The sequence below is a fragment of the Mycobacterium simiae genome (assembly GCF_008370645.1).
GTDB lineage: Bacteria > Actinomycetota > Actinomycetes > Mycobacteriales > Mycobacteriaceae > Mycobacterium > Mycobacterium simiae_A.
The window spans coordinates 1-24,664 of the sequence record NZ_VTZN01000070.1 but is presented as its reverse complement, the minus strand read 5'-3'; the positions used below and the strand labels follow the sequence as shown (position 1 = coordinate 24,664).

At 64.5% G+C, this 24,664-nt stretch carries 23 protein-coding genes and 3 pseudogenes; 11 read left to right on the top strand and 15 right to left on the bottom strand.

Features of this window, described 5'->3' with window-relative positions; all coding sequences use genetic code 11:
• From F0Q45_RS12930 to F0Q45_RS12920, 3 genes are all read right to left on the bottom strand, one after another.
• Positions 1 to 242: universal stress protein (locus tag F0Q45_RS12930; protein ID WP_149654331.1), on the bottom strand; the 242-nt coding region annotated here is incomplete at its 3' end.
• Positions 243 to 271: 29 nt separating this feature from the next.
• Entirely contained in the window at positions 272 to 1,447 is a 1,176-nt protein-coding gene (locus F0Q45_RS12925; RefSeq protein ID WP_149654330.1) for a site-2 protease family protein, read from the bottom strand.
• Between the two features lie 30 nt (positions 1,448 to 1,477).
• Entirely contained in the window at positions 1,478 to 1,909 is a 432-nt protein-coding gene (locus F0Q45_RS12920; protein ID WP_149654329.1) for a CBS domain-containing protein, read from the bottom strand.
• Between the two features lie 203 nt (positions 1,910 to 2,112).
• Here F0Q45_RS12920 and F0Q45_RS12915 point away from each other — a divergent pair, with 203 nt between their 5' ends.
• Complete coding sequence (locus tag F0Q45_RS12915; protein WP_149654328.1) at positions 2,113 to 2,541, top strand: Hsp20/alpha crystallin family protein; 429 nt, start codon at positions 2,113 to 2,115, stop codon at positions 2,539 to 2,541.
• Positions 2,542 to 2,560: 19 nt separating this feature from the next.
• Here the strand turns inward: F0Q45_RS12915 and F0Q45_RS12910 are convergent, their stop codons facing one another.
• Positions 2,561 to 3,232 carry an SRPBCC family protein gene (locus F0Q45_RS12910; RefSeq protein WP_149654327.1) on the bottom strand — a complete coding sequence of 224 codons (672 nt, stop codon included), beginning with the start codon at positions 3,230 to 3,232 and terminating at the stop codon, positions 2,561 to 2,563.
• Positions 3,233 to 3,476: 244 nt separating this feature from the next.
• Between F0Q45_RS12910 and F0Q45_RS12905 the strand changes: the two genes are divergently transcribed.
• Together F0Q45_RS12905 and F0Q45_RS12900 are read left to right on the top strand one after the other, a co-directional pair.
• A complete protein-coding gene (locus F0Q45_RS12905; RefSeq protein ID WP_149654326.1) occupies positions 3,477 to 3,716 on the top strand; it encodes a hypothetical protein in 240 nt (79 codons plus the stop codon).
• A gap of 112 nt (positions 3,717 to 3,828) precedes the next feature.
• Positions 3,829 to 5,244 (top strand): wax ester/triacylglycerol synthase family O-acyltransferase, encoded by a 1,416-nt coding sequence (locus F0Q45_RS12900; RefSeq protein ID WP_149654325.1) that lies wholly within the window; start codon positions 3,829 to 3,831, stop codon positions 5,242 to 5,244.
• A 632-nt stretch (positions 5,245 to 5,876) separates the two neighbouring features.
• Here the strand turns inward: F0Q45_RS12900 and F0Q45_RS12890 are convergent.
• The 4 genes from F0Q45_RS12890 to F0Q45_RS12875 all read right to left on the bottom strand — a co-directional run bounded on the left by F0Q45_RS12890 (position 5,877) and on the right by F0Q45_RS12875 (position 11,878).
• The gene (locus tag F0Q45_RS12890; RefSeq protein WP_149654324.1) at positions 5,877 to 7,280 is read right to left on the bottom strand and encodes a wax ester/triacylglycerol synthase family O-acyltransferase; all 1,404 of its coding nucleotides are present in this window, start codon (positions 7,278 to 7,280) and stop codon (positions 5,877 to 5,879) included.
• Between the two features lie 15 nt (positions 7,281 to 7,295).
• Positions 7,296 to 8,546, bottom strand: coding sequence for an alpha/beta hydrolase family protein (locus F0Q45_RS12885; RefSeq protein WP_262490984.1), 1,251 nt, complete (start codon positions 8,544 to 8,546; stop codon positions 7,296 to 7,298).
• 71 nt (positions 8,547 to 8,617) lie between these two features.
• Entirely contained in the window at positions 8,618 to 11,392 is a 2,775-nt protein-coding gene (locus tag F0Q45_RS12880; protein WP_149654323.1) for an AMP-binding protein, read from the bottom strand.
• A gap of 3 nt (positions 11,393 to 11,395) precedes the next feature.
• Complete coding sequence (locus tag F0Q45_RS12875; RefSeq protein ID WP_149654322.1) at positions 11,396 to 11,878, bottom strand: flavodoxin family protein; 483 nt, start codon at positions 11,876 to 11,878, stop codon at positions 11,396 to 11,398.
• A 457-nt stretch (positions 11,879 to 12,335) separates the two neighbouring features.
• Here F0Q45_RS12875 and F0Q45_RS12870 point away from each other — a divergent pair, with 457 nt between their 5' ends.
• The 6 genes from F0Q45_RS12870 (at position 12,336) to F0Q45_RS12845 (ending at position 19,686) form a co-directional block, all read left to right on the top strand.
• A complete protein-coding gene (locus F0Q45_RS12870; RefSeq protein WP_149654321.1) occupies positions 12,336 to 14,186 on the top strand; it encodes an AMP-dependent synthetase/ligase in 1,851 nt (616 codons plus the stop codon).
• A gap of 130 nt (positions 14,187 to 14,316) precedes the next feature.
• Entirely contained in the window at positions 14,317 to 15,450 is a 1,134-nt protein-coding gene (locus F0Q45_RS12865; RefSeq protein ID WP_149654320.1) for an Rv2629 family ribosome hibernation factor, read from the top strand.
• Between the two features lie 796 nt (positions 15,451 to 16,246).
• Positions 16,247 to 17,401 carry an EspA/EspE family type VII secretion system effector gene (locus tag F0Q45_RS12860; RefSeq protein WP_149654319.1) on the top strand — a complete coding sequence of 385 codons (1,155 nt, stop codon included), beginning with the start codon at positions 16,247 to 16,249 and terminating at the stop codon, positions 17,399 to 17,401.
• Between the two features lie 66 nt (positions 17,402 to 17,467).
• Entirely contained in the window at positions 17,468 to 17,779 is a 312-nt protein-coding gene (locus F0Q45_RS12855) for an ESX-1 secretion-associated protein (protein ID WP_149654318.1), read from the top strand.
• A gap of 40 nt (positions 17,780 to 17,819) precedes the next feature.
• Positions 17,820 to 18,329: a secretion protein EspD gene (locus F0Q45_RS12850; protein WP_149654317.1), complete on the top strand. Its 510-nt coding sequence runs from the start codon at positions 17,820 to 17,822 to the stop codon at positions 18,327 to 18,329.
• A gap of 49 nt (positions 18,330 to 18,378) precedes the next feature.
• Positions 18,379 to 19,686, top strand: a complete 1,308-nt coding sequence (locus F0Q45_RS12845; RefSeq protein WP_149654316.1) for a phosphoribosyltransferase family protein — start codon at positions 18,379 to 18,381, stop codon at positions 19,684 to 19,686.
• 38 nt (positions 19,687 to 19,724) lie between these two features.
• Here the strand turns inward: F0Q45_RS12845 and F0Q45_RS12840 are convergent, their stop codons facing one another.
• Complete coding sequence (locus F0Q45_RS12840; protein WP_149654315.1) at positions 19,725 to 20,006, bottom strand: DUF1876 domain-containing protein; 282 nt, start codon at positions 20,004 to 20,006, stop codon at positions 19,725 to 19,727.
• A gap of 157 nt (positions 20,007 to 20,163) precedes the next feature.
• Here F0Q45_RS12840 and F0Q45_RS12835 point away from each other — a divergent pair.
• Positions 20,164 to 20,603: pseudogene (locus tag F0Q45_RS12835) on the top strand (nitroreductase/quinone reductase family protein); the annotation flags it as partial.
• Positions 20,604 to 20,941: 338 nt separating this feature from the next.
• Here the strand turns inward: F0Q45_RS12835 and F0Q45_RS30215 are convergent.
• The 3 genes from F0Q45_RS30215 to F0Q45_RS12820 form a co-directional block, all read right to left on the bottom strand.
• The gene (locus F0Q45_RS30215; protein WP_149654314.1) at positions 20,942 to 21,229 is read right to left on the bottom strand and encodes a hypothetical protein; all 288 of its coding nucleotides are present in this window, start codon (positions 21,227 to 21,229) and stop codon (positions 20,942 to 20,944) included.
• A 15-nt stretch (positions 21,230 to 21,244) separates the two neighbouring features.
• On the bottom strand, positions 21,245 to 21,658 hold the full coding sequence (locus F0Q45_RS12825) for a DUF732 domain-containing protein (protein ID WP_149654313.1): 414 nt from the start codon (positions 21,656 to 21,658) through the stop codon (positions 21,245 to 21,247).
• Between the two features lie 289 nt (positions 21,659 to 21,947).
• On the bottom strand, positions 21,948 to 22,157 hold the full coding sequence (locus tag F0Q45_RS12820) for a hypothetical protein (RefSeq protein ID WP_149654312.1): 210 nt from the start codon (positions 22,155 to 22,157) through the stop codon (positions 21,948 to 21,950).
• A 243-nt stretch (positions 22,158 to 22,400) separates the two neighbouring features.
• On the opposite strand from F0Q45_RS12820, the gene F0Q45_RS12815 reads away from it, so the two are divergent.
• A complete protein-coding gene (locus tag F0Q45_RS12815; RefSeq protein ID WP_149654311.1) occupies positions 22,401 to 23,162 on the top strand; it encodes a class I SAM-dependent methyltransferase in 762 nt (253 codons plus the stop codon).
• A gap of 11 nt (positions 23,163 to 23,173) precedes the next feature.
• Here the strand turns inward: F0Q45_RS12815 and F0Q45_RS29280 are convergent, their stop codons facing one another.
• The 3 genes and pseudogenes from F0Q45_RS29280 to F0Q45_RS12805 form a co-directional block, all read right to left on the bottom strand.
• Complete coding sequence (locus F0Q45_RS29280) at positions 23,174 to 23,380, bottom strand: hypothetical protein (RefSeq protein ID WP_262490985.1); 207 nt, start codon at positions 23,378 to 23,380, stop codon at positions 23,174 to 23,176.
• Between the two features lie 112 nt (positions 23,381 to 23,492).
• Positions 23,493 to 23,609, bottom strand: a pseudogene (locus tag F0Q45_RS29275) (PE domain-containing protein); the annotation flags it as partial.
• A gap of 298 nt (positions 23,610 to 23,907) precedes the next feature.
• Positions 23,908 to 24,664 (bottom strand): annotated as a pseudogene (locus tag F0Q45_RS12805) (PE family protein); the annotation flags it as partial.

Sequence of the window (24,664 nt, the reverse complement as noted above, 5' to 3'; positions counted from 1 at the left end):
CGCGGGGTGTCGGTTTCGACCTTGACCAGCTTCCCGGTGGCCTCGATCGCGGCTTGCGCTGCCCGCAGCGACGTCTCGGCATGCGCAAGATCATGCTCGTAGTCCTCCGGGGATGGGTGAGTCGTCTTGATCACCGCGATCAGGCGCAGCGGCACGGCGCTGCCGATGGCCTCATCGACACCCCAGAGTGCGGCCGCGATCGCCGCTTGCGAACCATCGATGCCCACAATGACCGGTTTCATTTCGGTCCTCCTCTCGGGCATGGTGCGAATCACCCAGCGGTGGAATAGTTCTCGCCCGGAGCTCTGGTCAACGTCGGGTGTTGCGGGGCGAGCCGGTAAACATCGGCAAGCCGTGCGATATCACTAGCCGTCACAATGCCGACCACCGCGCCGCCATCGACAACCAGGGCACGGCTTGCGGGACCGGCCGGCGCCATTCGCTCCAACAGCGCAGTCAGCGGCTCGCGCGGCGTCGCAGTCGGCAGGTCCGGCAGCGGCAGGGCGATATCACGCACGCTGGTGCTGCCGCGTCGAGCCGGCGCCAGCTCTCGCAGCTGCCTCAGCGTGACCAAGCCCATGACCGACCCGTCCCGCTCGGCAACCGGGTAGGCCGAGTGCCGATCACCCAACACATACCGCTGAATGAAGTCCTCGACCATGATCCATCCGGGAGCGGTGTGCGGCTCGGGCGTCATCGCATCCGCCACCCGCACCCCGGCAAAAAGCTGCTGAGTCGAAATGCGGGTCTCCTCCTCGCGAGCGGCCGCGAAGATAAACCAGCCGATGAAGGCCAACCAGACGCCGCCGAACAGGCCGCCGGCCAAAAATTCGACCAATCCCAAGGTGATTAAGACGAATGCGACCACGCGCCCGGCGCGTGCCGCACCGATTCCGGCGCGCACGACGTCGCCGTGGCGGCGCCATAAGTAGGCCCGGACCAGCCGGCCGCCGTCCAACGGCGCACCCGGCAACAAATTGAACACTCCCAACACCAAATTCACCGCAGCCAACCACCACGCAACGCTGATCACGATCGGTGGCGTCCGCACGAGGGCGAGCGCGACAGCCAACGCACCGAATGTCGCTGACAGCGCCAGGCTGGTAGCCGGACCCGCAAAAGCGATCCGGAAGGCTGCCTTGGGTGTTTGCGCTTCGCCACCCAGTGTGGTGACTCCACCGAACAGCCACAGCGTCACGTCGCTGACCGGTGTACCTGAACGACGAGCGACCACGGCGTGCGCGAGCTCATGGGCAAGCAGCGACGCCAGCAACACCAGCGCGCCGCCCGCGCCGGCTAACCAATACGCCACGGGCGCGTAACCTCTCACCGCACTCGGCAAAGTCGTGGCCAGGCTCCAGGTAAATAACCACAGGATGACCAGGACGCTCCAGTGAACCTTCACCGAGAACCCGGCGATCCGCCCGAGTGGGATCGCGTCGTGCACCTCGATACCTCCAGACTGGCCGCCGAGGTGCTAGCCGGTGATGGCCATCGGCGAGCAGATCGCTTTGACGAATTCGGCGATGGAATGCTCGGGCAGCTGCCGAGCGATGTCGGCTTCGGTGACGATGCCCACCAGCCGGTGTTCTTCGATCACCGGAACGCGGCGAACCTGGTGCTCTTCCATGACGTTGAGCATCTCGGAGATGCTTGCGTCTGCGTCGACGTAGTAGATGTGATCGTGGATGAGCTCACCAGCGGTCGTGGTGTTCGGGTCCAGGCCCGCTGCAATGCCTTTCACGACAATGTCGCGATCGGTGAGCATTCCATGGAGTCGGTCGTCGTCGCCGCAGATTGGCAACGCACCGATATCGTGCTCGCGCATGTGTTGGGCAGCAGCAGTGAGCGTCTCGTGCTCGCCCACACAGGTCACCCCGGCGTTCATGATGTCGCGTGCGGTCGTCATGGCATCCTCCTCGATGTCCGGTTCGTCTGCTGCCGAACCTAATGCGACGCCGCAGCGGACACTAGGGCCGTTGGACCTTCTGGTCCCGGGTCGATGGCCCTGCGAGCCTTGACGAATGAGGACTTCGGGCCCTACCGGGCGACCGGCTCGGGTGGTCGGATTGATTCCGTCACCAATCGGGGGTCACAACCAAGGAGAACACCATGACCACACTTCCCGTTACGCGAGAACCGCATTCGCTGTTCCCAGACTTCTCGGACTTCCTCACAGCGTTCCCCTCCTTCGCCGGAATCCGGCCGATGTTCGACACCCGGCTGATGCGCCTAGAAGACGAGTTGACCGAAGGCCGCTATGAAGTGCGCGCCGAAATTCCCGGTATCGACCCGGCGAAGGACGTCGATATCACCGTCTGCAACGGGCAACTCACCATCAAGGCACAACGCAGCGAGAAGAAGGAATTTGATGGTCGATCGGAGTTCTCTTACGGCTCGTTTGTCCGCACGGTGTCACTACCGCAGGGCGCCGACGAAGACGACATCAAGGCGACCTATGACAAGGGCATCTTGACGGTCTCCGTGGGAGTTTCGGAACCAGCCAAGGCCGAGAAGCACATCCAGGTCGCCAACAACTAGGGCATCGGTCCGGGCATGTTCAGCGTGGGCTCGCGGCATTGGTGGGCGACTGATTCGACGCCTCCCGCTCAACGCGGCGCTTGATTCCCAACAGCAGTCCCCGGGTGCCCAGCGAGATCAGCGGTCTGACCAGTTCCAGCGCGAACACTTCGCCCGGGTGGCGCAGTGCGATCCGGGTGCGGGTAAGCAGCCGGACCCGATCCTCCCAGTGCGGCTGCAGGTGGAACGACCACACTGCGTTCCAGCGCTGGTCATCTCGCGTGGCATTGAGTACGAGGGTTTTCTCGGGCACAATTTCGGCGACCCGCAACGTCAGTCCGTCTTGTAGACCCAGCCAACCTTCGGGAGCCAGGCGCACCACATCGCCGACGGCCAGGTGCTGCCATTCCGGGTGGACGCGATCGGCGTCCGTGCAGCGAAGGCCAGCCAGGTTTTTCAGTCCAGCCAGACCGTAGCAGCCACCCCGGTCCTGACCCAGCTGCAACAACCGCGGCCACACGGCCGACGCCGGGGCGCCGATGCACACCGCCTCGGTGGTCTGGGTAGCTGGATCGCCCACCAAGCTGTCCCCAGGCAGCCGCATCCGGGCCTCTTCCTTGGTTGCACCCCAGTTGCGGTAGTACCGGCGCGTGCCATACAGCACCGCGCACAGCACCGCCGCCTCAGCGATGCGTATTGTCGTGGTGGCCATGGCGTTAGTCTGCGGCGGCACCGCACCACCCACCAGGGTCAATGGTCCTCGGCGAAGAAGCCAATATGCCTTGGGCTCATGCCCGGACAGCGGCTGTGCGGGCAGGGCGGGTCACTGCCGTCAGCGCGGACGGCACGCCGAATAGGTGACTTTGGACCCTATTCCGCAACGCGGACGTGACCTAATCATGACCTGGTCCACGTAGTTTGGCTGCGGTTGCAGCTTGGCAAGGAGTAGAGGGCGTATGCGTGGCGACCCACCATTGTTGACCGATTCTGACGTCGATACCTTGGCTTGGGAATTCCTACGCTCGCGCTACGTGGACACGATCTATGCCGGCTGGCCGCCTGATCGGCGTCTCGACACCTTCCTGCGCCGGCGCGGACTTGGCCAGGTTGCCGACGACGGCGACCTCTCCAATATCGTCCTGGATCGCATCATGAGGTATGTGGGCAGCGCGCCACGCAGCATGGCGATTCGCTGAGCCCAGCCGATTGGGAAATCTGGCACTACGCGTTCGGGACTAACGGCACTATCGGTCGCCGCGTCGCACCGCGATAGTGATGCCGACCACTGGTGAGCGGAGGTGGCTGGCAATGGAACAGCTGACAACCGTGGAGGCCAGCTTCCTGGAGGCAGAAGATGCCGACAGGCACGTGAGTCTGGCCATCGGCGCGCTGGCCGTCATCGACGGACCGAGCCCCGGGCGCAACGAGCTCATCCAGGCACTCTCGGAACGGATGCGAACCATCCCCCGGCTCACCCAGTTGGTACACAAGCACCCCCTGGAACTCGCAGCGCCGGAATGGGTTGACGACGCTCACTTTGACATCACCCACCATGTGCGTTGGGCGGCAGTGCCCCAACCCGGCGACGACGCCGCGTTGTTCCGGACAATCGCCGATCTCATGGAGCGCCGACTCGACCGCGATCACCCGTTGTGGGAGTGCTGGGTCATCGAGGGCCTGCCGGATCGCCGGTGGGCGGCGCTGATGAAAATCCACCACTGCATTGCTGACGGGATCTCCGCGACCCGCATGTTGGCGAGTATCTCTGATGCCGGCGCCAGGGCGACGTTCGCCAGCGATATCCGGGCCGCCAAAGAGCCGCCGTTATCTTTCGGTAACCCCGCCGGCCTCAGCCTCAACCCGCTGCGCTGGGCCGGCGGGCTGTGGCGTGCGTCGGTCGCCGCAACCGGCGCAGCCGCGCATACCGCTAAGGGTGCGGCCGAATTCCTTGCTGGCTTACTCACGCCCGCAGCAGATTCGTCGCTGCGCGGCTCGGTGACCAACATGCGCCGCTACAGCGCCGCCCGGGTGTCGCTCAAAGACGTCGAAACAGTATGCGAGGTCTTCGACGTGACACTCAACGACGTGGCACTTGCCGCCATCACCGACAGCTATCGGGCGGTCCTGCTACGTCGTGGCGAAAAGCCCAGGCGCAACTCGCTGCGCACGTTGATCCCGGTATCGGTACGCCCCCCGGATGCGATGAACCACACCGACATCCGCGTGTCGGCCATGCTTCCCTCGTTGCCGGTGGAGCAAGACGACCCGGTGAAGCGGTTACGGCTGGTCCACACCCGGCTGGACAGGTTGAAAGGCAGTGGCGAGCGCCAAGCAGCGAGCGCTTTCGTCGCGTTAGCCAACTTCGTGCCATTCGTGTTGAGTGCGTGGACAGTTCGGCTCCTGACGCGGCTGCCCCAACGCAGCGTCGTCACGCTGGCGACCAATGTGCCGGGTCCCCGTCATCGGCTTCAGGTATTGGGCCGCCCGGTGGAAGAGCTGCTGCCGGTACCGCCGATCGCCATGCACTTGCGCACCGTCATAGGCATGCTCACCTATGTCGACACATTGGTGTTCGGCATCACCGCCGACTACGACGCCACACCCGACGTCGACGAACTCGCCCGCGGCATCGAACTCGGCATCGCACGCCTGCTGGCCCGGGCACTGGCGCGCAAGCAGAGACGGACGAAGCAAACCCGGCGACCCGCCAAGCTGGCCAACTAGGTTGCGAGGCTTCCCAATCTGTTTAGGCACGATCAGAAGTTCCGCTTGCTGCGGTAGGACCTCAAGCACGCACATCTTTCCTTTCGGCCTCGACGAGAGGTAGCGATGCACGACCGGAAGAAGTCGAGCGTGCACGAGCGCGTTCCCGAGCCCACGCCAGCTTATGAAGTATTTCCACAGGTCGTGGCGCAGGTAGCAGCGACATAACCTCGAGTCAGTACGCACTGTCGCACGGCCGTGAATCCTCAGGACTCTCCGATCGCTCGGTTCGCTCTCGACGTTGACCAGGATCGTGACCTGCGGGTTGGCCTTGACGTTCAGCGCTGCCAGAGTTCGGTCCGAGGTACCGAGGTACCGAGGTACCGAGGTAAAGCCCTCCGAATCTGGGCCCTTCGTCCCTATCGGACGCAGCGATTAAGCGATCGGATGGCCGTATGGGATTGGACGAATCTCACCGAATGTCAGACAGAGGTGTGGCCCTGGGTTTCTGGCGCGTTCACTCTGCTCATCGGGATGACCGTCGTCGCGCTGCACCAGTACTGGCGGGGCGCTCCGGCCATCATCGTGTCGGCCGTCGGATGGTTGGCCACCCTCAAAGGGTTCTTTTTGATGGCCTTCCCCCAGCCGCCTGATCAAATCCCCACGCCTAAAACAGCTTCCAGTTCGGCCAGGCACTGCCCGGTCAGCGGTATCAAAGTGGCGATATCCGGTACTACATCGCGGCCGGCGACGTAGCCGAGCCCGACCCGGTCAGCATAAGAGCACGTCGTCACGTTGAGCGCCTGACCATCATAGACTGCCGACACCGGATAAATTTCATCGACATGCGCTCCGTTCCAATACCTTTCGACGCGCGGTCCGGGAACATGGGATATCGGAACGTTGTATCCGGTGCGGATCTTCGGCGTGAACGGCAGCAGCGGGAAAAGCACGGTCGCGGCGATACTGCCCGCTACCGTCAGCAGCGACGCCGCCGATCCGCGCTTGCCTACCCACCGTTTACCGTGCGACATCGACCGGTGAATGAGATCCAGCCGCGCTAGCGGGTCGTCCACATCGGTGCCCAAGGGGCACAACCAAAGTCCGAACATATTACCGTGCTCGTCGTCTGCCGCAACGGGCTCACGGCCACGCACCGTGATCGGACAGATGGCCACCAACGAGCGCTTGGGCAGCTCGCCGCGGTCCAGCATCCAGCGGCGCAGCACCCCGGCCACCATGGCGGTCACCACGTCGTTGCCGGTTACTCCGGCAGCCTGCTGCACCGCCCGGACGCGACTCCGCGGCCAGCTACCCGCCGCGACGGCGCGCTCGGGCCCGAGACGGCCATTGAACCGCGTGTAGGGCGCTCCGAATGGCAGCACAGTCGTGTGCCCGATCAGGCTGTCGAGCGCGGTCGAAATTTCGCCTGTCACAACGTTATTAGCCAGCTCGACGGTCGACGCCGCCGCGCCCGCCAGCGACCGCAACGATGCCACCAGACGAGGCAGCAATCCGGTCGACGTCGATGCCGGCGGGCTTTCACCATGCCGGTCGGCGTAGAACGGCGGCATCGACCGACGTTCGGCATCGGTGCTCAGTGCCTCGGCGATCATCTTGAGCCCAGCCACACCGTCGATGACGGTGTGATGCACCTTGATGTAAAAGGCGAATCGGCCATCCGCGAGACCATCGATCAGATACGACATCCACATGGGCCGGGACCGATCGAGGCGTTCGGCATCCAGCTCGGCGATCAGCGGCCAGAGTTCGTCGTCATCCGAGACCGTGCAGCGTTGGCAGTGTTGCCGCACATCAACGGTCTCGGCAGTACGCCAGATCCAAATGCCTCCGGTGTCCACACCCTGGTGCGGATACCTGCGAAGCCGCGGATCGACCGAGTCGTTACCGGCCAGCGCGTCGCGATACAGCTCGTCGGCATAATTGGGCCCAGAATTCTGCGGTGGTGACAGGATCAGCACCGCGCCAACATGCATCGGATTGGACACCAACTCCGCGGTCATCATGGCCGCGTCCAACGGATCCAGCGGAATCATGTCGTCCTCGCACCACTATGCGGGCTGGTCGCGCTCCGCCGGCGGTTCGTCGAGGAGCCCTGACTGCTGCAGCGCCTCCTCGACGAACCGCTGCACCGGACGCGAGCGAAAGAACCCGGCGTGACCCCCTGGGTACCAGACGATTTCGGGCTTGCCCCAGTGTTCCCAGAGGCGGGTCACCTGCTCGCGCGGGTGCACGAGTTGGTCAGCGACGCCGGCGTAGATGAAACGTCCTCCCACCGACACCAGGGGGGTAAGCGAGAGGGGCGAAATCATTCGGCCGATGGGCTCGGCCACTTTTACGATGTCGCTGCGGGGGTCGTCGCTGCGCAGCCCGGAATGGCGGCCCAGCAACTCGACCAGATCAGCTACCGGCACACCAAGAATGGCGCAGGTGAGACCTTCTTCGAGGCTGGCCACCAACGACGTGAGGTAACCGCCGAGTGAAAGTCCGTTCACCCCAATCAGCGATTCCGGCTCCTGCAACCGTATCCAGGACAGTATCCGCCGGATATCCCACACCCCCTGAGCCGTCGCGTGAACGTCGTCCAGAACGTCCTCGCCGGGAAACACCGCGCCCTTCGGCAGACCCCGCGCGCGCGGGCCGTGCATCGGAAGGACCGGCATGACAATGTTCAGACCAAGCTCTTCGTGCAGTTTCCAAGATCGAAACACAGCCAGATCAAGTGGGGCACGGCCCATTTCGGTACCATGCACACACACCAGCCAGGGACGCGGCTCAGGATGGCGCAGCAACAGGGCGTACTCGCGGTTGTTCGCGGTGTATCCCAACCACCGTTCGGTACCTGGTTCGCCCGGATGCGGCGCATATCCGCTGTCGAAGAACATGCGATAAAAGGTGCGTCTGCGTCCCTTGATCTTCCGAACCGTCACGTCTGAAAGGGGCGGGGGATCAGCAAAAAAGCCCCGCGGCCACGCCAGCCATCCCCGGTTTCCGTAGAACTGTAGGCCCGCGGTCACTTCGTCCCGGATTCGCTCGAACACTGGCCCCTTGCTGATCGGGCGACGCGCCTTGAGGCCCATCAGGACGATCTCGTCACGAAACGCTTGGGCGGCCAATGCCATTGTGGGTCGTGCGATGGGCAGCTCGTCTGGCCGGTGATCCAGATAGTCGCGCCAGGATTGGGCGAGATAGCGGCCGGTGTTCAGGAATGGTTTGACAACACCGCCCAAGCCAGCGACGCCGGACAAGCTCGACCGCCGAGCCTGCGGGTGTTCGTCGTCGTCACTGGCCGACATTGCCATAGCAGCAAAGCTAACAAGCCACCTGATGACACGTTAGGGTCTTATGTCCCGCCGAAAGTCACTCGGGGTAACTATTCGACGTCGGGTTCCCCCGACATCTGCAACACGGCGTTGCGTCCGGCCCGCTGCAATTCGACCGCCGCATCCCAGTCGGACCCTCCGGGCCGGATCGGCTCGCCGATGACGATGTCAATCGCGCCCCGGCGCGGAAAATGGTGGCCTGGCCTTAGCACCGACCGCGTCCCCCGGATCGCTACCGGGACGACCAGTACCCCAGCCTCGGCTGCCACCACGAACGCACCGAGGTGGAAGGGCCGCACTCCCGGGGCGCGGGCCAACCGGCCTTCGGGGAAGATCACCAGCGACTGTCCCCCGCGCGCGCGGGCAACGAGCTGATCGGTGTCGGCCACGCCTTGCTCGCGCTGGTGGCGTTCGACGAATTGGGTGCCCAGCCGCCGCAGCGCGAATCCGTAGATGCCCCGATGTAACTGTTCGGCGACCACGAAGTGGAACGACGGCGGCAAGACCGAGGCGAGCACGATCCCGTCAATCCAGCTTGGGTGGTTAGCCACTGTGATGCAGGTCTGGGCCGGCAGGTGAGCACGGCCGTACACCGTGATGGGAGTCCCGGTAAGACCGGCCAGCAGGCGGATCCACCGCCGAACCACCCACCAGCGCCATCGCTCCCGCGGCAGCAAGGTCAGCAGGACGACCAACGACAGTCCAAGGGCAATGTAAACCGCCCAGGTGTAAACCGCGAAGCCCACCGCGGCAGCCGCCCGGCCGGTGCGGTGCATCGACGGCACCGCGCCGCGCAGGCTGAACCGGACCAGCTCCCACCACACCGCCCGCGGCCGGGCACCGATTTTGCCCGCCTCGTAGAGTTGCCGGCTGGCGGCCCGCCGGATCTTACCGCTCGAGGTCTTCAGCACCGTGCGCGGCGGCGCCAGGACCACGTCGTCTGGCGGTACACCGAGAAACTCCACTGTGCTAGCAGCGATTTCGGAACGCAATGCAGCGCGGGCGTCGTCTCCAACCGCTCGGGTCTCGGCCATGACGATCAGCCGCTCGGCACCCCCGGACGGGTCGGGAGAGGCGAACACCGCCACACAGCCTTTGCGGACACCGTCGAGGTTGCCGACGGCCTCTTCCAGCTCGGCCGGGTGCAGGTTACGTCCGGCCCGGATGATGACATCCTTCACCCGACCGGTCACGTACAGGTCGGCGCCTGCTAGATAGCCCAGGTCGCCGGTGTCGAGCCAGGCGTCGTGAAACAACGTGCGTGTTGCCGTCGGATTGTTGAAATAGCCGGCGGTCGCAGACGGCCCGCGGAACTCGACACGCCCTTCCCGGCGATCACCCAATTCAGTTCCGGCAGTATCGATGATCCGGATCTCGTGGCCCGGTAACGGTTGGCCGCAGGCCACGAAACGAAGGGCGTCGCGCTCACCGGGGCCGGCCGGCTCGGCCCGCCCGGACCGCACGAACGCCTCCCGGCCGATCCGGTCGATCACTGGACCTCGACCCAGTGGCGGAAAAGCCAGTCCCACTGAGGATTCGGCTAGCCCGTACACCGGCGTCATCGCGTCGGGCCGAAATCCATACGGGGCGAAGCGTTTGGCGAACCGCTCGATCGTGGCGGGGCTCACCGGTTCGGCGCCGTTGTAGGCCAACCGCCACGAGCTCAGGTCGAGTCCTTGGATTTCCTCGTCACGGACTTTGGCCAGGCACAGCTCGTAGGCGAAGTTCGGGCCGGCTGACATGGTGGCCTTGTTGGCGTGGATCGCCCACAGCCATCGGGACGGACGGATCAGGAAGGCCGCAGGACTCATCACCACCAGCGGGACACCGAAATACATGGATCCAAGCCATGCGCCGATCAGACCCATGTCGTGATACAGCGGCAGCCAGCTGACAAACGTGTCCGCCCCCGACGCCCCGGCGACCTGGCCCATCGCCCGGATATTGGCGAGTAGGTTACGGTGCGCAAGCGCGACGCCTTTGGGCTGGCCGGTGCTGCCCGAGGTGTACTGCACCAGCGCCAGGTCGTCGGTTCTCGGTCGTGGCAGTGACAGCAGCGTGTCTTCGGCTGCGCCCGTGAGGGTTTCGGGGACAACGACGTGACGCAGGCTTTCGACGTTTGACCGCAGCAGGTGGCCGAGGGGGACACCCTCGGGCACAGTGATCAGCAAGACGGCGCGGGCGTTGGCGAGGATCCCGGTGGTGCGACGCAGGTGGTCAGCCAACTGGGACGGCCGGGCCGGCGGGTAAACGGGAACCGGCACAGCGCCGGCGAGCACCACACCGGCGAAGGCGGCGAAGTACGCCCGACAGGTAGGCAACATGATGGCGACTGTTTCGCCCGGCATCACGTCGTGGGCGATCAGCCCGGCCGCCACCGCGGCCGCCTGGCGGTGCAGCGTCGCATAGGTCAAGTCCTCAAGGCCGTCCGCGTCGTTGAGCAGGCGGATGTGCATGCGCTCCGGGGTTGCGTTGACATGCCAGTCGAGGACGTCGTTGAGGGTCAACGCCGCCTCGGGCACCACACCGGCCGGCGCGCTCGTGGGTAGCGACAGCATGCCGCGATCCGCCCTCACCACAGGACGACCGCGAGCCAGCGCCTGCACCAGGTCACGGGGTGTCTCCGCACTGGCCAAGAGGTGCGCCGGTAGGGCCACCGCGCATTTGTCCTGCACGCGCAGCAGCAGTTCGGCCAGCTCGAGGCTGCCGATGCCCAGGTCGTCGAAAGTGCTGTCCAGCGTCACCGAAGGCGGCCTGGCACGCGGGTGCACTTCGGCGACCAGACCGCGCACCAATGCTAGGACGGCGCGCTCTTCGCTTGCCATGGGTCAGGAGGCTGTTGTCGAGCCGGTGACCCGTTCGCGAAGCCGGGCCGCGAATGCCGCGGCTCGATCCAGGTCGTGCTCGTTGGGCCGTCCCTTGTTGATTCCGCCGATGTAGCCGAACGGACCAACCGTGTCCAGCCCGCGACAGGAAAAAGACCCGATGACCTGAAACCCTTTAGCAGCAAGCTGTTTCGCAATCGGCTTGCGGTAACCCAGCAGCGGCACCTCGCGGGCACCGGTGGTGAAGAAGAGGAACGCTGCGACGTCGTCGACCTGGGGCAGGCTCCGCAGCAAGTTACGCAGCCTGCGGTGCACCGCCATGTAGTAAATGCCCGATCCGAACCCGACGAGGTTGTACTCGGCGAGCGTTCGGGGATCGACTTGCTCGGGTTCGACTACCTCGGCATCGAGTACCTCGGCTATCCGCTCGGCGACGCGGCGAGTGTTGCCGTGCGCTGTCGACACGCACACGATCAGTGATTTCATTCGACCAACTCCTCCGGATGCCGAACCTGGAAACTCCATGCTGCGCGGACGCCCCGCCACCGGGTAGGGGCGTTGGTCCCCGACTCAGTCGAATGCGTCGTTTACCTGGTAGGCCACATTCATAATTTGCCGGCGCATGGCGTTATCGAGGGCAGGTCCTTGAGGGCAGGGATTTGCACCGTCGTGGTGACCACTCCTGGATCTTGCCGTTCCCAGCGCCGCACACGTCGTCTTTGGATTTCGCCGACGACCAGCCCCGGGACCGCGGCTGCGACCTGAACTGGGCCGATCGGCGGCTGAAGGGACGATCGCCGATCAGCGGATGACTTTGGTCCCTAGGCCTGGTGCGGCAACAGCAGAACCATCGAACATGTTAGCGGCGTTTCAGCATGATCGTTATGCGTTACCCGGTTAGTCATCCAGCGTCGTTCCCGTTCGGCGACAGGAGGTTCGAGTCATGAACACCGCACTCACCTCGTTAGAGAAACCCGATATCGCCAAGATCGAGAACCGGGCGCCGTCGGTAGCACGGATGTTCCTCGACCGGGTGGCCGCCACCCCCCATGCCGAGGCCTTCCGCTATCCGCACGGGGATGGCTGGGAGAGCGTTACCTGGGAGCAGGTTGGCGAACGCGTGAACCACCTCGCGGCAGGACTGATCTCGCTGGGCATTGCCGCCGAGGATCGGGTCGCGCTGGCCTCGTCGACGCGCTACGAATGGGTGCTGGTCGACTTCGCGGTGATGTGCGCTGGCGCGGCGACCACCACCGTGTACCCGACGACCATTGCTCCCGATGTCGCCTACATCGTCGCCAATTCCGGCAGCCGGGTCGTTGTCGCCGAGGACCAAAAGCAGGTCGACAAGCTGCTCGAGCACCGCGCCGAACTACCCGCGGTAGGCAAGGTCGTGATCATCGACGGCAAAGTTGACGGCGACTGGGTGATCACCCTCGCCGACCTGGAGCAGCTGGGTAAACAGCTGCTGGCCGACTCCACCAATGTCATTGCAGAGCGTGTCGCGACGGTCGGTCCCGACCAGCTCGCCAGCCTCATCTACACCTCCGGGACCACCGGGCGGCCCAAGGGGGTGCGGCTGACCCACGGAGCCTGGACATACACCGCTGCAGCCATCGATACCCTCCATGTACTCGGCCCCGACGACCTGAACTTCCTGTGGCTACCCCTGGCCCATGCCTTCGGCAAGGTGATGCTTGCGCTGCCACTGTCAATCGGGTTCCCCACTGCGATAGACGGGCGCGTCGAGAAGATCGTCGACAACCTTGCGGCCCTGCATCCCACCATCATGGGCGCCGCACCACGCATCTTCGAAAAGGCGCATGCCCGCATCGAGCAGCTGGTCGCCGAGCAAAGCCGGCTCAAGCGGACGATTTTCGGCTGGTCAATCAGGGTGGGATTGCGCGTGTCGGCGGCTAGGCAAGCGGGCAAGAAGCCCTCGCTGGCGGCTTCGCTGGCGTACAAGGTAGCAGACCGGCTGGTATTCGCGACTATCCGCGAGCGCTTCGGTGGCCGGATCCGCTTCTTCGTCTCCGCAGCCGCCGCCCTGGACCGCAACGTCGCACAGTGGTTCGATGCGATCGGCATCACCGTGCTCGAGGGCTATGGTTTGACCGAGACTGCTGCCGCCTCGTTTATCAACCGCCCCAACGCATATCGGTTCGGCACGGTCGGCCGGCCCTTCCCCGCCACCGAGGTCAAGATCGCTGAGGACGGCGAAATTCTGCTCCGGGGACCGGGTTTGATGACCTCCTACCATGAGCTGCCCGACAAGACCGCGGAGGCACTCGACCAAGACGGGTGGTTTCACACCGGCGACATCGGTGAGATCGACGCCGACGGCTATTTGCGGATCACCGACCGCAAGAAGGACATGTTCAAGACCTCCCAGGGCAAGTATGTGGCACCCTCGGCGATCGAGGTGAGGTTCAAGGGTCTGTGCCCGTATGCGGGCGAGCTCATCGTCATTGGCGAATCGAAACCGTATTGCGTGGCCTTGGTCAGCCTGGACCGCGAGGCGATCACCGACTGGGCCGCCAAGCATGGATTGGCGGGTCGGTCTTTCGCTGAAATCGCCGGCGACGATATGACCCGGGACCTGATCGCGGACTACATTGACATGCTGAACGCGGAGCTGAACCGGTGGGAGCAGATCAAGAAATTCACCATCCTCGACCGCGAGTTGTCCATCGAATCCGGTGATCTGACGCCGAGCATGAAGCTGCGCCGCAAGGTGGTCGTCGACAAATCCGCTGACCGCATAGCAGCGCTGTATCAAGACAACCAGCGCTGAGCGCCGCGACGCGACAGGGGACCAAAGACCCGGGCCTGGGGGCTAATGACTCTCGCGCAGCCGCAGCGGCCCTTCATAGGGTGGGCGGTAAGTAGGCAGGTAGTAAGGACACGTAGCGGAGAAGATTGGCATGCGATCAGAACGCCTCCGATGGTTGACACGTGCAACAGGCCCGTTCGCCTCGGTCTACTTCGACGACTCACACGACACCGCAGATGCCACCGAGCAGCTCGAGGCGAAATGGCGCGACATCCATAGGCATCTCGAGGATCTGAGGGCAGACGCGGAAGTCGTCGGCAAGGTCGAAGAGGCAGTAATCAACCACCGGCCGGCTGTCGGCCGGCGCGGTCGCGCGGTCATTGCGACCAACGCCCAGGTGCTGTTCAACGACCAGCTCGTCAGCCCGCCACCAACAACGGTGGTTCGCCTCTCGGACTACCCCTACGTCGTGCCGCTGATTGACCGCCAGATGCTGCGGCCGACGTATGTCTTTGCGGCAGTGGATCACACCGGCGCCGACGTCAGGCTCTACCGGGGCGACAGCTTCAGCTCAAGCAGCATCGACGGCGGCGGTTACCCGATCCACAAACCGGTCACCGCGGGTTGGAACGGCTATGGCGACTTCCAGCACACCACCGAGGAAGCCATCCGGATGAACTGCCGCGCCGTCGCCGACCACCTCACCCGGCTGGTTGACCAAGCGGACCCCGAAGTCGTGTTCGTATGCGGTGAGGTGCGATCGCGCTCAGACTTGGTATCGGCGTTGCCGCAGCGCGCGGCGCAGCGGGTGTCGCAATTGCCTGCAGGAGCGCGCGGAGCGCGCAATGGCGGCCTCGGCGACGACGAGATCCGTGAGTTGACCGAGGCGGAGTTCAATCGGCAGCGGTGCGCCGAAATCGATGACGTCATGCGACGTTTCGAAGCGGAAATGGGACGCGGTTCGGGATTGGCCGCCGAAGGCGTGGCGGCGGTGTGTGCGGCGCTGCGCGATGGCGACGTTGACACGCTGATCGTCGGGAATCTTGGCGACGCGACGGTGGTCACCGGCGCAGCGCTGACAACGGTGGCGCCCAATGCTGATGTGTTGTCGGAGTTGGGTGAGCCGGTGGCACGAGTGGCACGGGCCGACGAGGCGTTGCCGTTCGCCGCCATCGCAGTCGACGCCTCGCTGGTTCGTGCCGACGCGCAGGTCTCGCCCGTCGACGGCGTGGGCGCGTTGCTCCGGTATGCCGCGAACCATAGGCTCGCCGAACAGAATTCGTAGCCGAATTTCGACGCGATGAGCAAGTAGCCCGGCTTCGTCTTATCCACATACATTTGCTGCAGTCACAGTAGTCACACCATTAACCGAAAGTATCTTTTGGGCTTTGTGTCCTATAGCAACATTGCTGGCGGATCCACCCGTCCGCTCCGGTGATCTTGATACATCTGTCGCCACGCCAGTCGAGACGATAACTGGCCCATAATGGAGATGACGCAGCAGCAGAGGCGTACGGCAAATCCGACCCGGATCTAGTACAGCCACAATGCCAGGATGGCAAAGCCCCCGTAACTGGAGCTTCTCATCAATTCTTTGACCTAGCTTATCCTGTATTCGATTGCCCATAATACCGAATGCAGCTACTGAAATAGCTAAGGTTGGGACTCTCAGGCGAGCACACACCTTCGCCACAGTTAAACGTAGCGAGTGCAGAATTAACACTATTTTGTCCACTATCAAAAGTGTGCCACATAAACGTCGATAAAGCGGCGTGTGTACCGGGTGCAGAATCATCAGTGTGACCGCGGCCCGCATTGCCCGGATTCGCCATCCACCCGGGGCCTGGCACCCAGCCCGGCAGAGCGCTAGCCGATCAGCCGGCCGAGAAACTAACTCTGCGGCAACAGCTCTCGTGGCAACCCAGGCCAGAGCCGGCGGCGAAGGCGCTGCCCCCTCGATGAATCTTGAGAATTTCGACTGTTGACTTCTGCTGAGCGAGGCATTAAGACGGAAATGTCCGTGCACAATGCCAAACGCGGACACGGCACGCACATCATCCACGGCTGTGGGGGTACCGGGCATGAGCAGAGCCTTCATCATCGATCCAGCGCTAACCACTATCAAAGGATTGGAACTCCTCCTCGGGTTGGGAATACCCAACGACGGGGGCATATTGCGCTCCACAGCCTCACTCTTCGCGAAGGGCGTCAATGAGCTGGAGTCGGCGCTTCCCGGCGACCGTTGGTTAGGCGCCGCCGCGGACAAATACTCCAGCAAAAATCAAAAGCACGTAAATTTCTTCCAGGAGCTCGGCGAGCTCGAACGTGAGCTCGAGCAGCTGATCGCGGATCAGGCCAGCGCGGTCACGAAAACACGCGAGATCGTGGACGGCGCAAAGAATGGACTCGAATTCGTCCGCCCGGTGGCGGTGGACATGACGTACATCCCGATTGTCGGGTGGCCCATGTCGGCCGCGTTCCAAGCAACGGCTTGTGCGGTCGCGATGGCTGCGGTGGGGGTCGGACTGGCTTATTTGATGGCGAAGACGCTGATCAACACGGTTCGATTAGTCAAGCTGCTTGCCAAGTTGGCGGCCTTGCTGGCGTCAGTGGTCGCGGACGTGGTGAACGCCATCAAGGATCTGTTGGCCGAACTGTGGGAATTCGTGACGCACGCGTTTGAAGGCCTCAAGGAGCTATGGGACGAGCTGACGGGGTGGGTGTCCAAAATACTGTCGAACTGGTTGTCAAAGCTGGAGTCCTTCTTTGAGGGCGTGCCCGGCTTGGGCGGCATGAGCAGCTTGTCCCAGTTGACCAGCTTGTTCAGCGCGCCCGGATTGTCCGGTTCGAGCGGCTTGGCTAGCCCGGCCGCCTTGCCGGGCTCAACCGGTCTGCCCGGTCTGCCCGGTCTGCCGGACATGGTGGGCGGTGCCGGGTTTGGGGGCTTGGCGAGCGCCGCTCAGCTGCGTTCGGCTGCGAGTCAGGCCAATCCGCGCTCCACGCTGGACGGCCCAGCCAGCAACGTGCTGGAACAGCTGGGCGGAGCGCCGCAGCCGGTCGCTGCGCAGAATCCCCAAGGGCTCGGCGGCATGCACCCAGCGTCGGCAGCCTCGAAAGGCGCGACGGCAAAAAAGTACTCCGATGGCGCAGCGGCGGGCGCGCACGACACCGAACGCGCACCAGTCGACGCCGGTGTCAGCGGCAGCCAACGGACGCTGGAGCTACGCGTCGTCTGACACCGTTGGCGAGCCGAGACCAAAGCCAGCCTACTCAGCGGCGGGCTAGACGGAAGGATTCGATCGATGACAGGCAGCTTGCAAGTCCAGCCGGAGTTCCTCAGTGTCCTTGCCGCACACCACGATAACGCCGCAGCCGATGCCGCCTCCGCGACAGCTAGGGCCGCCGGACTCAGCGAATCGGTAGCCATCACTCACGGTTCATACTGCTCGCAGTTCAACACCACCCTGCACATGTATGAAGCCACGCGCAACGCCCTTGGCTCGTCTTTGCATGCGGCCGGCACCGATCTCGCCAATGCTCTGCGCAGCGCTGCGCACGCATATCTGGACGCCGATGAGACGTGGGGCGAAGCCCTCAACTCTTGGCTCACCTGACGTTCGGGCAAACCGATGTCCGCTCGGAAAAGGAAATGTGGTGAACTCGCCCGGAGACGATTTCGACAGCGATGATTACGACGCCGTAGAGCCCTGGGGCGCCGACGGCACGGCTCGGTGGACCGTGGACCCATTTGTCGGTTTGGCGCCGGCGGCTTCCCCGGATGGCGAAAGCAACGTGGACCACGCCCCCGAACATATCGCGACTTTCAGGGTGACAAATCCCCAAGGCAGCGTGTCGGTATCGACGTTGATGGACGGCCGCGTCGAGCAGGTTCAACTCTCGGAGAGGGTGGCGCGAATGAGCGAATCACAGCTCGCCGCCGAGATCCTCGTCATTGCGGACTTGGCTCGGCAAAAGGCGCAATCGGCTCAGTACGTCTTCATCCTCGAGAGGATGGGTCAAGCGGCCGACGGGGACCACCAACGCAGCGCACTACTTGGCGAATTCGTGGGCAAGACCTGGGGTTTGCCAACGCCGGAAGAAGCGGAAGCGGCAGCAGCGGAGGTGTTCGCAACCCGATACCACGGTGACAACGCCAACAATTAGGGACCTGTGGCCATACCGGCAAACTCTGACTCGGTGGACACTCGACTACATGAAGCTGTTCAACGATCGCATCGATGCCGGGCGGCAGTTGGCGCACCGTCTGGAATTCTTGCATGGTCTCGACGTGGTGGTGCTAGGTCTGCCGCGAGGCGGTGTTCCCGTGGCTTTCGAGGTTGCCCGGGCGCTGCGCGCGCCGCTCGATGTTCTGCTGGTGCGCAAGCTGGGCGTGCCTTTGCACTCCGAGCTTGCCTTCGGCGCCATCGGTGACAGCGGTGTTCGGGTCATCAACAAGGATGTTGTGCGCGAGGCCGGCCTCAGCGAAAAGGACATGGCCGCAGTGGAGACCACTCAGCGGGCGGAGTTACAGCGCCGAGCGAAACGTTTCCGCGCCGACCATGTTCCGATCGCGCTTCAGGGGCGCATCGCGGTGATTGTCGACGACGGCGTCGCCACCGGAGCCACCGCGCAGGCCGCCTGCCAGGTTGCCCGAGCTCACGGCGCCAGCAAAGTGATCCTGGCGGTTCCGATCGGTGCGACAGACACGGCCCAGCGCTTCGCCGGGTATGCCGACGAGGTGGTCTGCCTGGAAACACCCGTGCCCTATTTCGCTGTCGGCCAGGGATACCGCGATTTCGCCCAGACCTCCGACGACGAGGTGGTGGCACTGCTCGATCGTGCTCGCGCCGGATTCCCCGCAGTAGACGCCCAAGGCGACCCGCCGCGCGACGAGGAAGTGAGGGTCGCTGCCGGGCCGGTGTCGGTGGCCGGGCGCCTGACCATTCCCGGACAGCCAACCGGGGTCGTGGTCTTCGCTCACGGCAGCGGTAGCAGCCGGCATAGCCCGCGCAATATCTACGTCGCCGAGGTGCTCAACAACGTCGGGCTGGCCACGTTACTGCTCGACCTGCTGACACCAGACGAAGAACGCAACCGCGCCAACGTCTTCGACATCAGCTTGCTAGCCCGCCGACTGGTCGATGTCACCAGCTGGCTGGGCGGGCAGCCCAATACCGCCGCCCTGCCGGTCGGTTTCTTCGGGGCCAGCACCGGTGCTGGCGCGGCCCTGGTGGCGTCCGCCCATCCCGGCGTCAAGGTCGCGGCAGTGGTATCCCGCGGTGGGCGACCCGACCTTGCCGGCGATGCGCTTCGCCAGGTGCATGCTCCCACGCTGCTAATCGTCGGTGGACGCGACCAGATGGTCCTCGAACTCAACCGGCAGGCACAAGCGGCGATTCCGGGAGTCTGCGAACTGACCGTGGTTCCTGGCGCCACTCACCTCTTCGAAGAGCCAGGCACGCTGGAGCAAGCAGCGACGCTGGCGCGCAATTGGTTCCTCGCGCACCTCGGTGATCCGTAGGAAGCCAATCACGTTGCGCGGAAGGCGCTTTGGGTGACTCAGTGGTGCAGGCCAGTAACCGGCTGATGAGTGTTGGCTTGGATGTCGGCGGACGTCAAGGCGAATAGCTGGTTCGCCAGATCGGTCAGCGCCCTGGCGATCGCGAGCTCGTCGCCGATCTGGGCCACCGGCTCATCGGCCGGGTCCAGCCGTGCCAAGCCGATACCGACCAGCCGGTGACCGCCCCAGTCCAGTCGCGCCTTGGCCCGGGTGCGCTCGTCGTGTTCTTCGATCATCACGTCAACGCGGCAGGCCTTAGCGTTGTTGGCGTTCTCGGTCATCGCGCCATCTCCTTCGTGTGGGAAGCCACCTTCCATACCATCACCGCGGAACCGATGAGCGGTAGGGGCATAGGTCATGAGTCGCACGCCACCCAGCCTTTCGGCGCAACCGACGAACGCATGGAGCAGATAGCAAACAACGCGAAGGGAAGAACTGATGAGCGATGACTACTGGGATGCCCCACTAGAGTCCGAGAGATTGTTCAACGAGCAGACCATCGCCGAGTTCCGCGCCAACGAGGGTAGGGTCGGCGGGCAGTTCGAGGGCTTCACCCTGCTGCTGCTGACCTGCACTGGGGCCAAAACTGGCGCCGAACGGGCTACTCCCGTCGGGTATTCCGATATCGACAACAAGATCTATATCGTGGGCTCGACGGCTGGCCGAGGCAAGAATCCGGGCTGGGGAGCCAACATCCGCGCCAATCCGAAGGTAAGGGTCGAAATCGGCTCTGACGCTGTGTTCCCGCCACCACGGTCGAACTGTCATGCACGAAGCGCGATCGCATATTCGACATCATCAAGCAGCGGGCACCGGGCTTCGCTGGCTACCAGAGGGCCGCCAACGACCGAGTAATCCCGGTTTTCGACGTACGGCTTCAGCCCGGGATATGGCCGCAGCGCGGCTCCGCTTGTGACTTCGTAGCCGTCGGCAATGAGGGAGACAATCATGTCGCGGATCTCGTTGTTGCTCAACGACTCCCGACCATTGAGCAAAGTCACTAGCTCGATACGATTCCGCGCGGCCATCGCCCGCCGCCACCTCGGTGAACCGACCCGCCGGTGTAGCTGCCGCTGGTGGGGATGCAGGCTAGTCAGGTCGATCAGGGGTTGCAGTTGCTCAGCCAGGAAGTCGGCGTGGACGCCAAGGCGAGAGCCGAAAAGACACTCAGTGATGCTGCGCCGCACCGCTGACCGCATCGCTTCGTAGATCTCGATTAGCTGGCCCGGCCGCCAGTTGTCGATGACGGCGTCGGCGTGATCCACCATGGTTGCACTTGCTCGCCGACTCGCCGCTGCTGCAGCGCCGGCATCACAGCGCTGCGCCGGCGCCGATGATCGGTGGCAGCGCTGACGATCAGAGCCGTGGGGCCGTCAACGAAGATCAACGGCTCGAACGCTTCCCGCCAACTAAAGACGTCGGCATTGGCGAACACAAACTCCTTGGCCTCGGCGCTTGCTGATACAGGTCCAGCAAAGCCGCGCCTGGCGGGGAACAGCACCACAAATAGAGCTGTTGTCTATTTTCGTTCGAGCAAGTTCCGCGTTCGTGCTGGTTGAAGTGTTGGCGCCGAGGGCGATTGAGCTGTACTGGGGGTAGTAGGGACCTTGCTTGGCATGCTGGGCGGAGTGAGGGAGCCGTACTGTGGACAGTAGGCCTGAATCGCTGCTCCCGTGAAGTAGGCGGCGTTAAGCGTCGGCCAGTTAGTGGCGTTGATGACCTTGGTGATCAGGTCTGCGTTGCTGATTCCGGGTTTACCGTTCAGGGAGCCGCAGACGATGGTTTTCGCGACCTGGATCGCTTTCTCGGGAGCCCCAAAATTCATGCCCGAGGTGTTGAGGTTGTTAATGAAGGCGTCGTCGGTGGCATCCGCATAAGCCGGTGCGGCCAACCCGACGGAGAGGACCATCAACGCTACGACTCTCGCCACCATGGCTTGCCCCTTCTCGACCTTGCTGGCCGGGCTTCCGCGCGTCCAGTCGCCAGACCTGGGAAGTCGCTGCGCGACTAGCCGGCATTTTAGCTAACCTCGATGCGCGGCTGCCGGCGCGGCCAGACCCCGATCATCACGGCCTCGTGACACGCATCGATGATGCGTGATGACGTGGCGCCGCGTCTCGCCTTACTTTCTGTTCGGAGCCGAAGGACCACGCGCGCCGCCGAGCACACGAATCGGACGATGCGCGCATGCGGGCATCAACAGCGTGCGAACAGGTCTCTGGTCAGAGCCCAGACCTGTTGCGACGGGCGGGCGCTAGCGTTGGCTGCGCCAACGCCAGATCACGAAACACGGTGTCGGCCTTATCGCTGTGCGAGCGGACGGTGTCGGCTGGAATATCACTGTGCAGCAGCTCGCTAGCGTAGATGTACCGAATGGGATGCAGTGAGAACGATTCGTCGGCCATGTACTGGCCGGCCCGCTCGATAGCCACAGCAGGTTGGTCATCGCCAATTGTCTCGGTTGGTCCGGAACACGGCTTCCGCCGGCCCATGCTGGGTCAACGGTTTGCAGTGGGCGTCGGGGATGGCGCAGCACGCAGCTGTGACACAGCGGGTAGTCGAGTCGCGGCTTTCGGCTGTGATCTCACGCTGCGGCGCGACGCGCTGTGGTGCGGCGGGCACGAACCGTCAGGCTACTCTGGTGCACCAGCGCGCATACGCCTAGCGTTAACGCCATGCCACGTAACTACGTCTACGACCAGGGCTTTGCGCAGGAGCGCACGCGGCTGGCAGGTATCGAAAGTCTTTGGGACCCGGGGACACAGAGCTTGCTGGACGACCTTGGTATCGGTCCGGGCTGGCGCTGCCTGGAAGTCGGCGCCGGTGCTGGCTCGCTGCTGGACTGGATGACCGGCCGCGGCGCCACGGTCATGGCCGTCGACATCGACACCCGCTTCATCGAGCCGCTGGCCAGCGATTCGATCGACGTCCGCCGCCTCGACGTCCGGACCGACGAACTTCCCGGCGGCGAATTCGACTTAGTGCATTCGCGACTAGTGCTCGAACACCTGCCGGAACGCCGGCAGATCATCGACCGCTTGGCCGCCGCGCTGCGCCCCGGTGGATGGATGGTGATCGAGGACTACGACTGGACCGCCTTTGGCCTCGAGGGGGCTGGGCCAGAACTGGAGCGGGTCACCCAGGCGATCCTGGTCTTCATGCAGCGGTTCGGTTTCGAGCCGCACTACGGCCGCCGGGCGGTCGCCGACCTGGCCGCCGCCGGGCTGATCGAGGTCCGCGGTGAGGGGCGCGCCCGAGTAATCGATTCCAGCGCAACCGGTTTCGAATTTTTCAGGTTGTCCTTCGAGAGCTTGCGGGGCGCCATCGTCGACGCCGGCCTGATCTCGGAGGAGGACGCCGAGGCGGCCGCGGCTCACTTCGGCGCGGACATCCGGGTCTTTACGCCGATCATGATGGCCGCGATCGGCCGCCGGTAATTGGCTCTAGCCTACGGCAACCCGTCAATCCCGTTGAGGCCCAATAACAGCCCGGACGAACCGCCGGCGCCGCCGCTGCCCGTGGTCGTGCCGGTTCCGCCGTTGCCACCGTTGCCGCCATTCCCGAACAGCACGGCGCTGCCGCCGATCCCGCCGGCGCCCCCGGTCGCCGTTTGGGAACCGCCTCCAGCGATCGCGTTCAGCAAACCTCGCTGCACGGCCTGCAGCGGATTCAGGGACGCGGCGCTGGCCGCCTCGGCCAGGGCATAGGCCGTGCGCCGAAAACAGCGCGGTGATCGCCGGTGACACCGCATCGTCGGCGGCGGCCAGCAATGCCGTCGTCGGCGCCGCCGCGGCGGTGTTCGCGGCGCTCAGTGTCGAGCCAATTGCGGCTAAATCCGTTGCGGCAGTACGCAGCCCGTCCGGAAGAGCGATCACAAACGACATGTGAATCCTCCCAACTTCGACGGGACCGAGGTGCTCCGATCACCGCCGACATACTGAGTGGATACGCCGGCTTACCAGTGCAGCACATTGGTCGACCCGACACCGGCGATTTCGCCAGATGACCGACTTTGTGGTGCGCGGTCACCATCGTCAGCCGGCCGCTGCCGCTGCCGCACTTGACGAGCGCCTACTCGACGGGCCCCGGTCGGCATGCCGCCACTGTTCGGCTGGCCTAGTGTGCGCCGCCTTCCGTCGGCATGACAGTGACGGCACCGTCGATGCGGCACCGCACAAACCGTCACACAATCGTGCCGGGGGCGCCGTTGCTGCCCGGCACACCCAGATTGCCCGCGAACCCCGCGTTGCCCCCGGGCCCGCCAGCCACGCCACCCAGGCCACCTTGCCCGCCCAGCGAAAGATTGCCGCCCTGGCCGACGGTGCCGCCCATCTTGGCGTCTCCGCCGTTGCCGCCATTGCCGCCGGCTCCGCCCTGACCGCCGTTGCCACCGGTACCGCCGACGCCGGCGGCACCATGAGCGCCGGCCCATCCGATCACGCCGCCGGCTCCACCGCTGCCGCCAGCCGTCCCGCCGGCGCCTCCGGCGCCGCCGACGCCACCAATGCCGCCAAGGGCGCCATTATTACCGGCACCGCCTTGGGTCAGCCCCACGCTGACAGCTGCTCCGCCCGCGCCGCCATCGCCCCCGGCACCGCCGATGCCGCCGATGCCGCCGAAACCACCTGCGCCGGCGCTGCCCCCGGCGCCGCCGATACCGATGAACCCGGCCGCGCCGCCGTTCCCGCCCACACCCCCGGTGCCACCTATGCCGCCGGTGCCGCCGACTCCGCCGACACCTGCCAGACCACCCTTGCCACCGGTCGCCAAACCGGTGCCGGCGCTGAGACCCTCGCCTCCAGCACCACCGTCACCACCCGCGAAGCCGGCGGCGCCGATGCCACCGGTACCGCCGGTCCCCCCGGCGCCCCCGGCACCCCCGTTTCCGACAAACATCCCGCCTCGCCCGCCGTTGCCGCCAATTCCACCGGTTCCGCCG

What these genes read in the sequence shown, in the direction of transcription:
- F0Q45_RS12920 (WP_149654329.1), bottom strand. Translation starts at nt 1,909, where the DNA reads ATGACGACCGCACGCGACATCATGAACGCCGGGGTGACCTGTGTGGGC.
- F0Q45_RS12915 (WP_149654328.1), top strand. Translation starts at nt 2,113, where the DNA reads ATGACCACACTTCCCGTTACGCGAGAACCGCATTCGCTGTTCCCAGAC.
- F0Q45_RS12910 (WP_149654327.1), bottom strand. Translation starts at nt 3,232, where the DNA reads ATGGCCACCACGACAATACGCATCGCTGAGGCGGCGGTGCTGTGCGCG.
- F0Q45_RS12905 (WP_149654326.1), top strand. Translation starts at nt 3,477, where the DNA reads ATGCGTGGCGACCCACCATTGTTGACCGATTCTGACGTCGATACCTTG.
- F0Q45_RS12900 (WP_149654325.1), top strand. Translation starts at nt 3,829, where the DNA reads ATGGAACAGCTGACAACCGTGGAGGCCAGCTTCCTGGAGGCAGAAGAT.
- F0Q45_RS12890 (WP_149654324.1), bottom strand. Translation starts at nt 7,280, where the DNA reads ATGATTCCGCTGGATCCGTTGGACGCGGCCATGATGACCGCGGAGTTG.
- F0Q45_RS12885 (WP_262490984.1), bottom strand. Translation starts at nt 8,546, where the DNA reads ATGGCAATGTCGGCCAGTGACGACGACGAACACCCGCAGGCTCGGCGG.
- F0Q45_RS12880 (WP_149654323.1), bottom strand. Translation starts at nt 11,392, where the DNA reads ATGGCAAGCGAAGAGCGCGCCGTCCTAGCATTGGTGCGCGGTCTGGTC.
- F0Q45_RS12875 (WP_149654322.1), bottom strand. Translation starts at nt 11,878, where the DNA reads ATGAAATCACTGATCGTGTGCGTGTCGACAGCGCACGGCAACACTCGC.
- F0Q45_RS12870 (WP_149654321.1), top strand. Translation starts at nt 12,336, where the DNA reads ATGAACACCGCACTCACCTCGTTAGAGAAACCCGATATCGCCAAGATC.
- F0Q45_RS12865 (WP_149654320.1), top strand. Translation starts at nt 14,317, where the DNA reads ATGCGATCAGAACGCCTCCGATGGTTGACACGTGCAACAGGCCCGTTC.
- F0Q45_RS12860 (WP_149654319.1), top strand. Translation starts at nt 16,247, where the DNA reads ATGAGCAGAGCCTTCATCATCGATCCAGCGCTAACCACTATCAAAGGA.
- F0Q45_RS12855 (WP_149654318.1), top strand. Translation starts at nt 17,468, where the DNA reads ATGACAGGCAGCTTGCAAGTCCAGCCGGAGTTCCTCAGTGTCCTTGCC.
- F0Q45_RS12845 (WP_149654316.1), top strand. Translation starts at nt 18,379, where the DNA reads ATGAAGCTGTTCAACGATCGCATCGATGCCGGGCGGCAGTTGGCGCAC.
- F0Q45_RS12840 (WP_149654315.1), bottom strand. Translation starts at nt 20,006, where the DNA reads ATGACCGAGAACGCCAACAACGCTAAGGCCTGCCGCGTTGACGTGATG.
- F0Q45_RS12825 (WP_149654313.1), bottom strand. Translation starts at nt 21,658, where the DNA reads ATGGTGGCGAGAGTCGTAGCGTTGATGGTCCTCTCCGTCGGGTTGGCC.
- F0Q45_RS12815 (WP_149654311.1), top strand. Translation starts at nt 22,401, where the DNA reads ATGCCACGTAACTACGTCTACGACCAGGGCTTTGCGCAGGAGCGCACG.